12 protein-coding genes and 1 pseudogene are annotated in these 14,606 nt (G+C 59.6%); 8 read left to right on the top strand and 5 right to left on the bottom strand.

The genetic code is table 11. The annotated features are described in order from the left end of the window. Nucleotides 1–7: 7 nt before the first annotated feature. The 3 genes and pseudogenes from ISS97_RS17360 to ISS97_RS17370 all read right to left on the bottom strand — a co-directional run bounded on the left by ISS97_RS17360 (nucleotide 8) and on the right by ISS97_RS17370 (nucleotide 3,242). Nucleotides 8–2,038: a TonB-dependent receptor gene (locus tag ISS97_RS17360; RefSeq protein ID WP_379983341.1), complete on the bottom strand. Its 2,031-nt coding sequence runs from the start codon at nucleotides 2,036–2,038 to the stop codon at nucleotides 8–10. Nucleotides 2,039–2,429: 391 nt separating this feature from the next. Continuing rightward, nucleotides 2,430–2,822 (bottom strand): annotated as a pseudogene (locus ISS97_RS17365) (TolC family protein); the annotation flags it as partial. A gap of 78 nt (nucleotides 2,823–2,900) precedes the next feature. Next, complete coding sequence (locus tag ISS97_RS17370; RefSeq protein WP_379983340.1) at nucleotides 2,901–3,242, bottom strand: hypothetical protein; 342 nt, start codon at nucleotides 3,240–3,242, stop codon at nucleotides 2,901–2,903. A 120-nt stretch (nucleotides 3,243–3,362) separates the two neighbouring features. Here ISS97_RS17370 and ISS97_RS17375 point away from each other — a divergent pair, with 120 nt between their 5' ends. Next, nucleotides 3,363–3,680, top strand: coding sequence for a helix-turn-helix domain-containing protein (locus ISS97_RS17375; protein ID WP_379983339.1), 318 nt, complete (start codon nucleotides 3,363–3,365; stop codon nucleotides 3,678–3,680). Nucleotides 3,681–3,685: 5 nt separating this feature from the next. Next, nucleotides 3,686–4,447 carry an SseB family protein gene (locus tag ISS97_RS17380; RefSeq protein ID WP_379983338.1) on the top strand — a complete coding sequence of 254 codons (762 nt, stop codon included), beginning with the start codon at nucleotides 3,686–3,688 and terminating at the stop codon, nucleotides 4,445–4,447. 69 nt (nucleotides 4,448–4,516) lie between these two features. Here ISS97_RS17380 and ISS97_RS17385 read toward each other — a convergent pair whose 3' ends face one another. Continuing rightward, nucleotides 4,517–5,755 carry a hypothetical protein gene (locus ISS97_RS17385; protein ID WP_379983337.1) on the bottom strand — a complete coding sequence of 413 codons (1,239 nt, stop codon included), beginning with the start codon at nucleotides 5,753–5,755 and terminating at the stop codon, nucleotides 4,517–4,519. Nucleotides 5,756–6,428: 673 nt separating this feature from the next. Here ISS97_RS17385 and ISS97_RS17390 point away from each other — a divergent pair. From ISS97_RS17390 to ISS97_RS17410, 5 genes are all read left to right on the top strand, one after another. Continuing rightward, nucleotides 6,429–7,205 carry a hypothetical protein gene (locus ISS97_RS17390; RefSeq protein WP_379983336.1) on the top strand — a complete coding sequence of 259 codons (777 nt, stop codon included), beginning with the start codon at nucleotides 6,429–6,431 and terminating at the stop codon, nucleotides 7,203–7,205. Next, complete coding sequence (locus tag ISS97_RS17395; RefSeq protein WP_379983335.1) at nucleotides 7,198–9,057, top strand: hypothetical protein; 1,860 nt, start codon at nucleotides 7,198–7,200, stop codon at nucleotides 9,055–9,057. Before ISS97_RS17390 ends, ISS97_RS17395 begins: the two co-directional genes overlap by 8 nt. Before the next feature lie 2 nt (nucleotides 9,058–9,059). Beyond that, nucleotides 9,060–10,052 carry an ATP-binding protein gene (locus ISS97_RS17400; RefSeq protein WP_379983334.1) on the top strand — a complete coding sequence of 331 codons (993 nt, stop codon included), beginning with the start codon at nucleotides 9,060–9,062 and terminating at the stop codon, nucleotides 10,050–10,052. Beyond that, complete coding sequence (locus tag ISS97_RS17405) at nucleotides 10,052–11,392, top strand: hypothetical protein (RefSeq protein WP_379983333.1); 1,341 nt, start codon at nucleotides 10,052–10,054, stop codon at nucleotides 11,390–11,392. Before ISS97_RS17400 ends, ISS97_RS17405 begins: the two co-directional genes overlap by 1 nt. A gap of 1,201 nt (nucleotides 11,393–12,593) precedes the next feature. Beyond that, nucleotides 12,594–13,619 (top strand): beta family protein, encoded by a 1,026-nt coding sequence (locus tag ISS97_RS17410; protein ID WP_379983332.1) that lies wholly within the window; start codon nucleotides 12,594–12,596, stop codon nucleotides 13,617–13,619. Here the strand turns inward: ISS97_RS17410 and ISS97_RS17415 are convergent. Beyond that, nucleotides 13,613–14,173 (bottom strand): sce7726 family protein, encoded by a 561-nt coding sequence (locus ISS97_RS17415; RefSeq protein WP_379983331.1) that lies wholly within the window; start codon nucleotides 14,171–14,173, stop codon nucleotides 13,613–13,615. The two genes, ISS97_RS17410 and ISS97_RS17415, sit on opposite strands and share 7 nt — an antisense overlap. Before the next feature lie 77 nt (nucleotides 14,174–14,250). Here ISS97_RS17415 and ISS97_RS17420 point away from each other — a divergent pair, with 77 nt between their 5' ends. Further along, nucleotides 14,251–14,580, top strand: a complete 330-nt coding sequence (locus ISS97_RS17420) for a helix-turn-helix domain-containing protein (RefSeq protein WP_404580152.1) — start codon at nucleotides 14,251–14,253, stop codon at nucleotides 14,578–14,580. Nucleotides 14,581–14,606: the final 26 nt, after the last annotated feature.

Consider the following 14,606-nt stretch of genomic DNA (forward strand, 5'->3'; position numbering starts at 1 on the left):
ACCCGGGTCAGAAATCGACCGATGACGATAGAAGCAGCGTGCGGGGCGCACCCAGCGATATCGTCCCGAAGGACGCTACACCCGACCAGTATTGGCGGTCGAACGCGTTCAATACGGTGGCGCGAAAGATGATCGGCCTGCCGTGGAGTCTGGCGGTATAGCGCGCGCCCAGGTCCACTGTGGTCCACGACGGCACCGACTGCGTGTTCACCTGGTTGATATATTGTCGGGACGTGTAGGTGACATTACTGTTGAACACCAAGCCTTGAACCCAGGGCAGATCCCATTCGACGCCAGCGTTGGTCATCAGATCGGGCACACCTACCGGCCGGTTGCCGACCGTCGCAGCGCTATTCGTTTTGGTCAGCACGGCATCCAACACGGTCACACCACCCTGTACTCGTACTCCGCGCACAGGCTCGCCCGACACGCTTAGCTCCACGCCACGGTTGCGCTGCTCGCTGTCCACGCCGTAAACAGTGCCCGTCAATTGACCACTGGGTTTCGTGATCTGGAACACCGCGAGCGTAGTGAGCAGACTGTTGTGGTCCATCTTCACGCCGGCTTCGTACTGCCTGGTCTTGTACGGCGCGAAGACCTGGCCTGCGTTCGATGCCGTGGTTGGTGCTATGTCGCCCTTGCTCAGGCCCTCGATGTAATTGGCATACAACGACACATCTTGCCACGGCCTAATGACCATGCCTGCCATGGAGGTGAGCGCGTTCTTGCTGTACGACGAAGTCGTCGCGCCTGTCGCCGCGCTAAAGTTATCCGATTCAACTTTCTGCTGCCGAAGCCCTAGCGTCAGTTGTAAACGGTCACTCAACACACTCATGGTGTCTGCCAGCGCCACTCCGGAGAGCTGCGACGACGAGATCTTGGGCACCAAGCTAGGCGCGGCGATGAATTGCTCGGGCGCAGCCCGCGGCGTGTAGATGTTGGACAGAACCGCTGTGCCTTGGTGGTTGGCCGTTGCTGTCCGGTCGTAATAGGTACTCGCCTGCAGCACGAAGGCGTGCTTGACGGCCCCGGTATCGAAGCGGGAGCGCAGTCCTACATCGGCTGTGGTGCGACTGACCCGGAACTTGTAATTACCCGGCACGGAGCGCGTATCGCCAGCCGCATTCAAGATGATCGGCGTTTGGTCGGAGAGCCGAGCGATGCTGGTCCGCGAGCCACCAGCGTCAACAAATAGGGTGGTCTCGTCGGCCAGATCGTATTCCGCATGCGCCAGGGTCGACTGACCCTCCGACTTCCACCAACCCCACGACTGCGTCACGTTACGCCGTCCGTCGGCTGCGGACGGCATGATTACGCCAGAAGCCAGAAGGAACGGTCGTGTGGGCGCATCCACCTTTTCGTGCTGCGTGATGAAGTCCAGGGATGTGCGCAGCTTTCCGCCTTGATAGTCCAAAGAGAGCGCGCCAATGTCGGTGCGCGCCTGTTGATTATCCAGCGGTGTTTGCCCTTGCCGATGCGAGCCGTTGAAGCGAATGCCGAACGCCCTGCTTTCGCCAAAGCGATGGCTCACATCGACGTGGCCGCCTGCCTGCGCGTCAGATCCATACGTCGCCGTAAAGCGTGTCAGGTCGTGTGGCAGTGCGCGCTTGGGCACGATGTTGACGACGCCACCTACACCACCGTTGGGTGACATGCCGTACAGCAGCGCGGCCGGGCCTTTGATGATCTCCACGCGCTCTACATATTCTGAAAAGATATGGTAGTTGGGTGCGACGCCGTACAGGCCGTCGAATGCCACCTCACTCAGATTGCCCTCGCCGACGGGGAATCCGCGAATGTAGAACGAATCGGTTACACCGCCAGTCTGGCCGGTAAAGCGGATTGAAGCGTCCTTGTTCAAGACGCCTGCAAGCGTCGTCGCCTGCTGGTCATCCAGGCGCTGCGAAGTGTGGGTGCTGATACTGAACGGCGTGTCCATCGTGTCCTTGTTGCCCAGTAGACCGACACGGCCGTCATGATCAGCCTGGGCGCCGCCGGCCGTGGTCACTACGGTCGGTAATTCAATAACGCGTTGCACGCGAGATACGGCGCCGGTTTGCACTTGCCCAAATGCCGCTGTGCTAACGCCAGTCGTGAGTGCGCTAGCGAACGCTATGTGTGTAACCCATGTTCGCGATCGGAACGGGGCCGTTGGCGATAGGGGCAACGGCGGAACCATTCGAGCGGCGGCGCGAAGAGACGACATGCAGCGACATCCTTTTAAGCATGAAAAGCAGGCTGTTCAAAGGATGATGCCTTAAATACGAATGACTCTCAATATCATTTGACCACTATGTAGCAACGACCAAGGTTTAGGTCATTCCGACGGCGTGCTGTGAGCAGGCATATTCACGAGACGATGAGCAGCCCGCCTCACCACCGGCGGATGACCGACATCATGCCCTGGCCAAATGCCGAGCATGTTGTTATCAATGATGCTTAGCCGCCTCTTCAACCAGCCCTCCTCCCAGCGCCTTGTAAAGTGCAACTGCGTTGAGGATCTCCCCACGGCGCAGGTCCAGCAGCGCTTGGCGTGCCGCATAGAGCTGCCGCTGGGCGTCCAGTAGCTCCAGCCGCCCGTCCAGACCAGCGCGATAGCGTAGATTTGAAAGTTCGACACGATGCTCTGCACTAGAAACAACCCGTGCTTGCGCATCGATTTGCCGACCAAAGGTCGCGCGACCGGCCAAGCCGTCGGCGACCTCCCGGAACGCGATCTGGATGGCAGGCTCGTATTGAGCAATCGCCTCGGATTTGCGCACTTCAGCCAAGCGTAGTTCAGCGCGAAGACGCCCTCCCTGAAATAGCGGCTGAGTCAGCTGTAGCGAGAAGGTCCAAACCCGACCGGCTGAAACCGCAGTCGAAAGCGGACATGCTGCCTAAAAGCGAACCCAATCTCGTCAGCTCTGAAATCGCCCCCGCCGCTTTTGGCGAAGTACCTCCGAAAAGCGATCAATGAACTCGCCCATTGAGCCCCGAAAGCGTAGGACCTCGGGCGGAACCGGAATGCCAAGCTGACGGGCAATGTCGGTTGCGTACTGCACCTGGGCCGGAGTCGGTGGCTTCAAATCGGCATCCAGACATTCCACCAAGCTGACAGCGAAGCATTGGGCCAGCCGGGCCTGGAAGCTTTCGATGCCACCCGAATGAAGCGCACGGTCGTACTGAAGGATCCAAGCCTCATGGATAGGGTCATCCAGCGGGATGGGGATGACCTCTTCGTCATTGAGTACCAGGCGCATGCCGTGAACCCAATAGCCCCGACTGGGGCTGCTTGCGGCCAATACTACGAAACTCGTAGTATCGCGAGCAAGGCAAAATTACGAATCTCGTAGGGGTTACCTCCTACGCAGGTTCGTGACATGCCACGGCGAACAGATATACGGCTGGTGTTCCAGCGGCGCCTCAAGCAGGCCCGGCTGGATCAGGAGCTGTCCCAAAAAGATCTCGGAATCAAGGCGGGATTGGATCCGTTTGTGGCCTCCACACGCATCAATCGCTACGAGAAAGGCATCCATGAGCCGGACATGGCGACGGTGGCTCGTCTCGCTGCCGCGCTGAAAGTGCCAGCTGCCTACCTTTTCACGGAAGATGAACGCCTTGCCCGGATGATCCTGGCTTTCGAACAGCTCTCGGCCGCTGAAAAGGATCAGCTGCTCAAAACGATGGAGAAGCCCTAGGTCGCGTGGATAAAGAAGAACGCAACGAACGTCAGGCCCCGCCCGAACTATTGGAGGCGCTATGGCTCAATGCGGGCCGCGACGCACCGGCCGAGGGCGCCTTCTTGCGCGCACTGAGTCACCACCCAGTGGTGGCGCTCTTGCGGCAGCCACCGGGCCCCGGCCCCGCCGCTCCCGAACGCAACCTCGTTCAGTGGCAACGCCGTACGGATGGCATGACGTTCGTTCCCATCTTCACGAACGTGCAGCAGCTATCAATAGCACCACCTGCGCCGGTCCAGATCGTGCGCACGTCTATACGGTTACTGCTCGCTGTCGTCGGCAGCCAAGGCTACATCGTCAATCCGCTATCCGACACTCCCTTTGAGCTAAAGGAAGCACACCGAGCTCTGCTGCACGATCACATAGCAAGAGCCCATCAAGAAGCCGAACATCCCTCCCGAAAAGCCCCCTGGGCATTTCAGTTGCCCGACGACACCCTCTTTCCCGTCGCGGTTGCGCTCGTCGAATGGTTCAACCAGCACGACCGCGTCGATCTCGCCTTTCTCTATGAACTCACGCGAGGCCATGTTCGCCGGAGCGAGATCGTTCTGGGACTGGATGAACCCGCGGACGTCGTGCTGGCAGATACCCTAACCACGATCGCCATCCAGGCTGGTGTGGATGCGGCGCGCTTCATCGTGCGCTTCCTGCCCGATGAGTCGTCACATCGCGAAGGCATTGTGCGTGGTGGCATTAGGCCGTTCTACCAACGCCCCGGGCGGTGACATCACTAAATCGATTGAATGAAATCAGCAAGCCATCGTTATCTCGTCGGGCTGCCGATTTCATGGGCCTCATAGGCCGCCCGCGCATAAGTAGTCGCCGAGCTCCTCTTTGAACATCGCAACCGCCTTCTTCTCCCAGCAGACACCGCTTGAATGGGGCTGGTTGATCAGTGCGAGCGGCCACTGCGCCGGATGGACCCACTGGGTCACTTTGGCCGAGCGACGCCCTATTCGCCGCAACGGTGCCCGCGAGCACTCAATCCATTCCACCACGTCGCTGGGCACCTCCGGGAGTCCGACCATGCCCCTATGTGCCGGCCGCACGTCACCTGTAAGGGCCAGCGTGACGATTTTCTCGGTAACAACGGCACGCCCTGTGCGCCGCTTACGCAATGAGGCGCTCATCATCCGCTCAATCGTCTCCTCTTGCGCGCGAGACAACGTGCTTGCACCAGCCATCTTGCGGTGAAGTGCCGAATGATGCGGAATTTCCAGGGCCGGCAGCGTCCAGGCCATAGCGCGATTCGCAACGGCAGGGAGATCGTAGCGGCACAGCGATAACTCATGCACATCCGTTCGCACGCGATCCAGGATCAATTGCCGCATGCGCGCAAACAGAAGCACCGCCGTGCGTTGTCCTTCGGGTCGGCGGTAAAACATTGCCAGCGCGGGAGGGATGTGGCTCGCGATAACGAGGATGTCATCGCTGCCTTTTGCGACGGCCTGAATGAGCAGCATCCACAGGGCAGCGATAGCATCGAGCGTTCCAACCATGACCAGGCAACGAAGGTGATGCAGCGTTACGGGCTGGAAAGAACCTGACCCCACACGCTGAATACCGAACATCATGGTGCGAACGTGGAGAAGTTTATGAACTTGCTCCGAAAAGGTGTTGTAGCGTACCTCTTCATCCTGCATGGGGAGCTGGCCCGAGCGCATGAGCTCCCATATGAATGGGTTGCACCAAGGCCATGCTCGCGGTTTGAGTTGGATGAGTCGTTGAAGCACTTGCGCATCTAGGCCGTGATCCCCTCGCCGGCTCTTTGCAATACGCCCCGAACTCACTCGGCCGGGACCGTCCTGTCGTTCTTTAACCATCCCGAGTTCGTCTTCGATGACTTCGGATGATGCACGCGGCATGGCGCTGCTTATCGCTTCGATCGCCATCACGCTCTCAAGGACGCTGGCGAAATCGTAAGGGCGATATTTCCGTTCAAGCAAGGCGATTTCCGCGCCCTTGCCTGGAAACGTGGGCCCGGATGGTTGCCTTAGGTCGTCGACATGGGCCATTGCATCCTGACTCGCCATCTCAAGCTACCTATGCCTAGGTATAGACATAGATTTCATAGCAGTCTCAATCAAAATTTTGAGACGGTCTAGCCACAAACCGCCTGTTACGCGATAACGCCGTATCGTTTCGCGAGGCTGGCGCACATGACGACCCCATCGGGCTCCCTGGAATCGCGACTACTGGAAAGCCTGCTAACCCAGTGGGGCTATGTCATGGGAAGCGCGGGATTACGCAACGCGCTCGGCTTTGCAACGCAGCAGTCGCTGCGACACGCCCTACAGGCCGGTCACATTCCATTTCCTGTCTTCACCATCGAGGGGCGAAAAGGGCCCTATGCGCGGACGCACGACGTCGCCGCATGGCTAGCGTCACATCCGACTACCCCGCCCCCACCATCGCCGCGTGGGTCGACTGGCAATGCGCGCGCTCCGGCCAAACGCACTCGAAAATCGAACGCGCCCTAATCCCATCCACGAGTAAACGCGAAGCGAAGGAGGTGCAGCCTACAAGACGTCTTAGATAACCGCCGTCCCCTCACGGCAATAAAAAAGCCCTCTCGGGCGCAATCCGAAAGGGCTTTTGAGGTGCCAATGTGCTGGCGAGCTCGCAAGCACGGTACCTCCGTTGTCGTCGCAACACAAGCATCTCAATCGGGATGAGGGGCGGCTTTTACCTCGGAGGTACACAACCATGCAATCTGTCACTCACGCCACTCTCTGCGGAGAGGCGGCGACGCTCCCCCATGGCCCGACGGGCACCACGTCCATCGTTGCCCCGCCGAGCGCAAAACAAAAAACCGCCTCACCCTTCTCAGTCCGCCCCCTCACACGCCCGGAACGACGTCGTGGCGACCTTTATTTGTACAGGTCACCGAAGCTGTCCCGAACGGTCGAACTGATCGGCTGCGTGAATACGGCCCTTGCCCTCACCCTGGAGTTTGATCCACGCGTCACCGCCTATGTGGAGCGCCCGCGAAAGCTCACCCTGGCCTCCGGCACAAGCATTGAACTCGCCTTCTGGACACGCGAGCGGAAAGGACGGGAACGGTTCTGGCTGCCCGTGGCAGCCAGTGACACCCTCCATACGACGACACCTCGACGCGAACATCGCCAGGCCCGCGACATCATTGAAGCCGCACAGATTGCACACATCGACCTGGAGTTTTTCTTCGAAGACGATCTCCGGCGGCAATCGGCCGTACTGAGCACCTGGTACAGGCTTCTGCCCTACGTGCAGACCGCACGAACCCTCCCTCACCGCGAATCGCTTAGCCAGCAGATCATGGCCATGTTCCAGATCCTGGAGAAAGCCACTGTCGAACAGATTGAACTGCAGCTTCAGGCCTTCCATGCCGCCGACGTCCGCGCGGTGTTGTTCGACCTTATGCATCGCGGTGAGTTGGCGATGCATGACCCCACTCGCCTGGGCCGCTTCAGCGTCCTGACCCGGAGGGGTAGCCATGACTGATCCCGTCCTTGCCATTGTCGGCGTGGATGCGCGCGAGCTCGTGCGTCCTAACACCGACGACATTACCGAGGAGCGCCGCCCCGCCTACCTTCGCCGCGCCGACGCCATGACGGACGTCGCCGGCGGCACGCCGGTTACCGTCGCCGCCCGCATCCACGCCGTCGACCCACGAACCGTGGCCAGGGATTGCGAGATCGCTATGGAACTGGCGATCGATGGACTGCGCATAGGCTTCCGTGCCTGCATTCCCTTCAAGCATCGGCGCACTAAGCCCCGTCCATCCGACACATACGTCGAAGCTTCGCCCACCAAGGGCCCCTACGCTCTTCAACGATTGCTTCAAGGATGCGAAAAAGCCAGAAAGCTCGTCGAGGCTTACAAAGGTGCACTTCCTGATGGCAAGCGCAAGATTCGGGCCTTTGACCGGCTGTTTGATCAGTTCAAAGCCATCATTCGCGCAACGCTAGGCAAGAATGGCTACCCCTTTACCGCCAAGGACGAAGGGCGCCGAGCACTGTTGCTGCACATCAAGCGCACTCGACTAGCCCGGCTGGAGGCGGGCGCCACGGAGGTCGAAGACACCGAGCCCAACGTGACGCGGTTCAACCAGATCTTCCACCTGGCGCCGCTGGATCGGATCGAGTTCGACGCACACAAGATCGATACCGATTGGGTGCTCGCCTTAACCGACCCTCAGGGCAAGGTGGTCAAGCGGCACATCGAGTGCATCACCGTCCTGGTGGCGATTTGCGCCGTGTCGCGGTACGTACTCGCCCACCTGTTTGTACTGGGTGCTTACAACCACCTGGACGTGCTTCGCCTGTTCCATAAGGCGCTCTCACCCTGGCAGCGCCGGACACTGATCGTGCCCGGCATGCAATACCCCGAGGGAGCGCAATTGGGACTTCCCATTAGCGACCAGGGCGTTGGCCCGCGGGGCATCCTGATCGCGGGCGACAACGCGCTAGCTCATCACGCAAACCACTGCGTCAGCAACCTGCTGGACCATCATCGCGGCATCCTCAATTTCGGGCCGTCGCACGTGCCCGAAGTACGCCCTATTGTTGAAGCATTCTTTCGCCTCCTGGAAGAAGGCGCTTTACGCAAACTCGCAGGCGCCTTTCAGCCGGAAACTCGCACCCGCGGCAAAACGCGCACATCGTACTTGCGCGCGGAGGACCATCCCTTCCACTTCGAAGGCATGGAAGACCTCATGGACGTCCTCGCGGCCGGATACAACATCACGCCGCACTCCGGGCTTGGAAGTCGCACGCCAGCCAGCGCGATGAATACTCACCTGGTATCCGGCTGGAGCTGGTACAGCAGCGATGCCGCCAGCGACGCCTCGCGCCTGACGACCATTCGGTTCGCCCCCACAGTTCGTGGCGGCGTATCCAGCGGCCGCCTGCCTTTCGTGCAGTACCACGGCGCCCATTATCGCAGCCCGAAACTCATGGGACGACGCGACATGGTCGGGAAATGCTTCTTCGCCGAAGCCAATCTCCAGGATCTTCGCCAGATTGTCCTCTTGAACCCTGAAGATGGCGCTCCTTGGTCACGCCTGACGGCCCTCCCGCCGTGGGATCGCACGCCACACGACCTGCATTTACGCCAACAAATCATTCGCGCCCGAAATCGAGGCCTACTTGACCTCGTGGGAAGCCGCGACGCGATCGAGAGCTACCACGCCTTTACGCGTGAACAGGCACTGCAAGGCAAGGCAGCTCCCGACCTGTATGCCCGCGTCGACGCGAGCTTCCAGCCCGCCCCGAACCCAACGCCAGGCACCGGCACGACGCCCGTCGTGTTTCCCCGGCGCGGCCGCACAACATTTGCGCACCGCAAGGACTAATCATGAATGCTCTCAACATTTCTCCGTCCTATGCTCAGCATCCGCTGGAGCAGCTGTTCCGCCCCACGGTCGCCACCCATCCGATCGAACGTCTCGCCGACGCCATCAATTCGGCCCTCGACGTAGGTTACCGCGGCATCTGTATCTTCGGCTTCGCACGCCTTGGCAAATCCGAGGCCGCGAACTACCTGATCAACCATCCCGAATGGCTAGGTGATCGCAAAGCTGCATTCGTCCACATGGACGCCCCGGATGGACACAAGCGCTCCGACACCACGTTCTTCAGAATGTGCATGGCGCTGCTCGGCTTGCGCATCCCCGCACGTGGCACACAGGTTGAACTGGGCGACATGGTCGCCGGCCGAATGATCGAGATGTGCCAGAACGCAGGAACCCGCCTCATCATTGTTTTCATCGATGAGGCGCAGCGCCTAGTTCCCAGCGACTACGAACACCTTGTCACACTCGACAACCGCATGACGAAGGCAGGCTACTACCTGTTTGTCGTGTTCGTGAACCAGCGAGACATCACCGGCTTCTCGAATGAAACGATTGGAAGCAACGAACATCCACCTCACGTGACCGGCCGCTTCCTGATTCGGAAACATGAGTTCACCGGACTGGTCGATATCGAAGAAGCGGCCTACGTCTTGTCGCGCTACGACGATGGCACTGAGTGGCCGCCCGGCTCAGGCATCAGCTTTACGCGGCATTTCGTGGAACAGGCCTTCGCTAACGGGTTTCTTCTTTCCCATTACGCCGCTCGACTGTGGGCCATGGCGTCAAACCTTCGGTCGCAAGCACGTTTGCCCGAGCACTGGACGTGGCCCATGAAGACCTTTGAGGCAACGATCGTGTATCTCCTAACCATCATTGCGCCGCGCACGCCGCAGTTCGAGTCCTTCACTGATTCGGATCTTGCCGAGGCACTTCACGCCTCCGGATTCGTTGAACTCGAACTCAGCCGCCACACCTACAAGCCGAAGGGGAACTAATGAACGCTCTTCTGAACCTCCAGCCCGCCGGAAAGTACCTGCCGCAGCGCCTGCTTGGCGAGGACTGGACCGCCTACGAAGGGTGCTCGCGCTTTGGCGTGTCCTGGCGCGCATCTCGCCTCAATCATCTGACCAAGAATGAACTCCGCTCCGCCCTGGGTGTGTCACTCCGGGTGCACGAAAATCCTTTCGAGAAGCTCACGCATACGCAGGCATCACCCAGCAAACTGCTTGAGCTGTCACCCGACCAAACCATCGACACGAAGCATTGGCCCATGGAGTTCTGGTGGCCCTTTGGCGGACCCATTCCCTGGGAGGCGATGCCGTGGCGATTGCGCATTTGCCCGGCCTGCGCAAGGCACTGCTATCACTCCATGTTGTTTCAAGCCCCCGGGGTGCATCACTGTCCGTGGCATCGCGTTGCTCTCATAGAATCGTGCCCTCGTTGCGATCGGCCATTGCTTGCCGGGACACGCGAAGGCCTCCCTATCGGCGCATGCCCGTGCGGCCATGACATGGTGGACTACGTCGAAACCATCGAGGGCGATTCCGCAACGCTTAAGAAAAAACAAGATGCGATCGAGGGTTACGGCATTTGGGCCGCATGCAGCAGGCGCGTCAGTTACCTTGTTCCGCCGACCCAGTACGATGCTCGCGCTTGGCACGCTTTGCATGGGCTTGCCGTCCCCGCACCGAATGCACTCCTGCCGGGACAGCATGGTCTGCCGAACATGTTGGCCAGCGACCTGATTCTGGAGCGTGTGTCCATGGAACGAGCCATCAGACACAACATGCGTCAGCTCAGTCCCAAGAGTGGCCTGGAATCACCGAAGCCCTCCGTGGTCGCACTACCTTCATCCTGGAAGGATCCACTGACGCACATTGGAGCCGAACTCACTCGCATGCTTCCCCCGTCAGCACTCAAGAGATTGTCTTCCGACCCCAACTCGCGAAGCGCAATGCGTCACCTGTCGATCTTCGCGGGCATCAATGGCCTGTATCTCCATACGGAGTCTCTGGAGCCCACGACGCTTCACATGCTCAGCAGCCTGGCCTCGGCGTTGCAGGCTGATCGACACAAAGCCAAAGAAGACACGCTGTCGACCCGAGCCAAGGCGCACCCTTTGGCGCCACCGGTCATCCATCGCACCATCCTGCGTGTCCTTTCGCGCGGATATGCAGATGGCGCCAGGGTAACGCTCGGGCGGCATGCTCCGGAGCTGTATGACAACGCCCGGACGAGGCCGAAGACGCGCCTCCCCTGGGTGGTGATATGCCTGCCACCCAAGCTGTTGCCGTCCGCGCGGATCGCCTGGACACCCCAGCCGGGCACGGTCTAACCGAAACCGCAAGACCATCAAAGCCGAGGCAGCAATGCCTCGGCTTTCCTTTTGCCACGTAAAGATATCCTTCGCGGCTCAAGCACTGCATAGTTATCCGCGTCGTGCCCGGAGAACCGCATAGTTCTCGGCTTTCGATAGAGGGGCGGCATAGTTTTCCGCGGACGATGGCGCGGTTACAGAAACCAACCTGCCGACTACGCCAAGCCAAATCAACGAGTTACAAATTCATGCTTTTCGACGGCAGACAGGTGCTCTTTGATAAATGGCACTCGCCCCTCATTAGCGTCATTCGCTCCATTGATGTCACCGTGGCACACGGTTGGCTCGAAGAGCCTCTTTTCCGGCCTTGATGACCTCTATGGTTGGAGGTTGAGTGGCGACGAATTCCCAAGCCGGGAGTGTTTGGCCTCCCGACCCGGCATGACCGCTCCAATACGGTGCGATCCGGATGGGAGCCGGAAAATGGCGGGAGTGGCCGTGCTTATCGGCCTCAAGAGTAATTGGGCAGTCACGTTCTGTGGCTCAGGCTTTGCGGGCGAAGCTGCACAGCCGGTCTTTACCCTGCCCGCCTATTGCATTAACCCTTACCGGGGTACCAATGCACCCCTCGTGTACAGGACGCCCTGGTGAGCTCCGGGAGTAGGTGCGAGACTCCGATGATGGGCCGTGTGCAGTCACGTAGTTCCTCGAACACCTGAATATCTTCCGGGGACGAGTCCTTATGAATAAGATGATCCGCACGGTCGACGTGCCGCCCATCGCATGAAGGAGGTCTGGCAGTCCTTGTTCTTTGGCGACACAGAACCGAACCATCGGCCAAGCGGACTGGGGCGCCGTAAGAGCGTCAAGCAGTGCAAGTGGCCACTTTCCAGGCCGTCGCAGGCACGCGGGCAGTGGCCGCTCGCGCCCAGCAGAATATCGACGGAAAGTGTCTATCGGCCTAACCCGCCCCTGCAATGGGCCGCTGGAAATACTCCGCGGGGCCGCCAGGCTCCTGGGCGGGGGCTGATTTGGGCTGGAATGCGACCTTAGTCGGAATGAACGGTGTCCTGGGGCGGCATCGAGGAGCCGCTAAGCGATTGATACTGCAGAACCAGGATGGTAGATATCTTAGAAGAGGATCAAGGAAAGAGCGGGTGTAGCCGATAAACCTTCAGCAGCGCCGCGTTGCTTATTGCTAGTAGACCAGGGAGGTGCCATGCCTAGCAGCTATGAACAGTACCCGCCGTACATCCCCATCATTAAATGCCAAAAGTGGGAGCGACTTGCGCTTAAGGAAACCGCTCCGGCCGTGGCTGATCGCATTCTGCCGTGTATTGAAGTGCGGATGTCCGACCAGCATCGGGCCATGATCCAGGAGTACGGCACCACTTGGACGCGCCCGGCATTGGTGGACTATGCCGATCCACATGGTCACTTGAGCCCGAGCCGAATTACAGAGCTCAACGATTTTCTCAACGTCGTCGGGGGTTCCGCTCAGCTAGCGAGCCCCGTCCTGAGTCCCGCGTCGGCAAGGACAACATTCCCTGCGATCAAAGCAGCACTTGGTAACCGCAAGGTGGCATTGCGACTGCGACTTGCCGATTTCGACTCGATCGATGACCAGTTGGCGCTTGTCCAGCATTGCTTGACCACGCCAGGCCTAAAGACGGCCACAAACCGGCTTATCGTCGATCTCGGAGTAACGCCCGGCAACCTGGCTGGCGCATCGATCGCTGTCTTTGCGAATGCGCTAAAAAAACTCAAGGCACTGGATTTTCCTCACATCCACCTGGCATCGGGCGCTTTCCCCGATAGCCTGGCACACATCAACGGTGCAACCCTCATTGATCGCAAGGATTGGACATTGTGGGAGAAGATTGCCGCCGCCTCCCCTGCGACGCACATAGGATTTTCTGACTACGGACCGCTAACGCCCAAGTGGACCGAAGAAATCACCCAGCGACGTGGTGGTCGCGTGGTCATACGATATGCGCTGAAGAACAAGTGGCGCGTTATCAGAGGTCAAAATAATACAAAGGCTGAATCCATCGCCATCTCAACCCTGATGGCGAACGCCTACGCGGCGGAATTCAAGGGCCGCGGCTACTCGTTTGGCGATGACCTGATCGCCGATCGCGCGGACCCAGCCGTTCCGTTGCGGAAAAAGAAATGCGGGCTCTACCACTTCACGGAGTTTTGGACTCACCACATGGCATTCGTGGTGAAGGACCAGTATTACTGAAGGGTGGGCGCCCGTTGGGCGCGATGAAGTAGTGCGTCGCGAAGATGCCGCTTGATGTCTTCAAGCGGCATGGTGTTCGCGATATGACGCTGGATAAGGTACAGGCTCTTGCTTCGCCAGCCCTTCATCTGCCCCGAATCTTCGAGGACCGCGAGTGCCTCGTCCTTGGTGAGTACCGAGGCAAGACTGTCTGCACTCTGTCGCACGTTCAGGCGCGCCGGACGCAACTGCCGGAACGTCCCGGTCGCCGGATCGAGCACCATCGCGCCCCACCAGGGCGGCAGCAGCTCCATCGCTTTCGCCACATGGCGCTCCGCCATCACCAATGTCACGTGATCAAAGACCCGGGCATACCGGGACCCCTGACTGATCAGTCTGGCCAGGCTGTCCGCTTCGCTTTTGATTTCGAAGCAATGCATTTCCTCGATGAGGACGAGGTCGGCGCGAACCTCGCCGCCATGCAGACGCACCTCCTCCAGGAAGGAGTGCCCGCTAGCCCGCACTTTCTTGACCAGATGGCCGGTCAACGCTTTTTTGATTTCAAGCTCTCTCATGGTGAGTGCGGTCGGTTTGAGGGCGAATGAAGCATACCACAGGCATGCATTTATGCAAAACATGCTACGCTATTTGCATGAAACGACCAAAGGACCCCATCGCCCTCGCCCACGAGCTCCGTCAACGGCTTGCGGAACGAGGCCTAACGTCTGGAACCGCTATTGCCAAGGCGACCGGACTCGGCCAGTCCCAGGTTCATCGGAATCTCTATGGGTCCCCGAGACGGGTCAGTCGAACGCTTTTGGCGTTATGCAAATATGCAAAAATTGACGCATATGAACGAGCCAGTGATCCGCGGAACTCCTTGGCCCTGATGGAAGCCCTGGCGCAGGTGTGGGACGGGAGTGAAGCGCATGCACGCCGGCTGGCCAAACTACTCTTTGCACACCGTCAAGCCCACATGTGAAAATTGAGCGGCTCCGCCGGAGGCCA

The organism is Dyella koreensis, assembly GCF_044904565.1.
Classification (GTDB): domain Bacteria; phylum Pseudomonadota; class Gammaproteobacteria; order Xanthomonadales; family Rhodanobacteraceae; genus Dyella_D; species Dyella_D koreensis.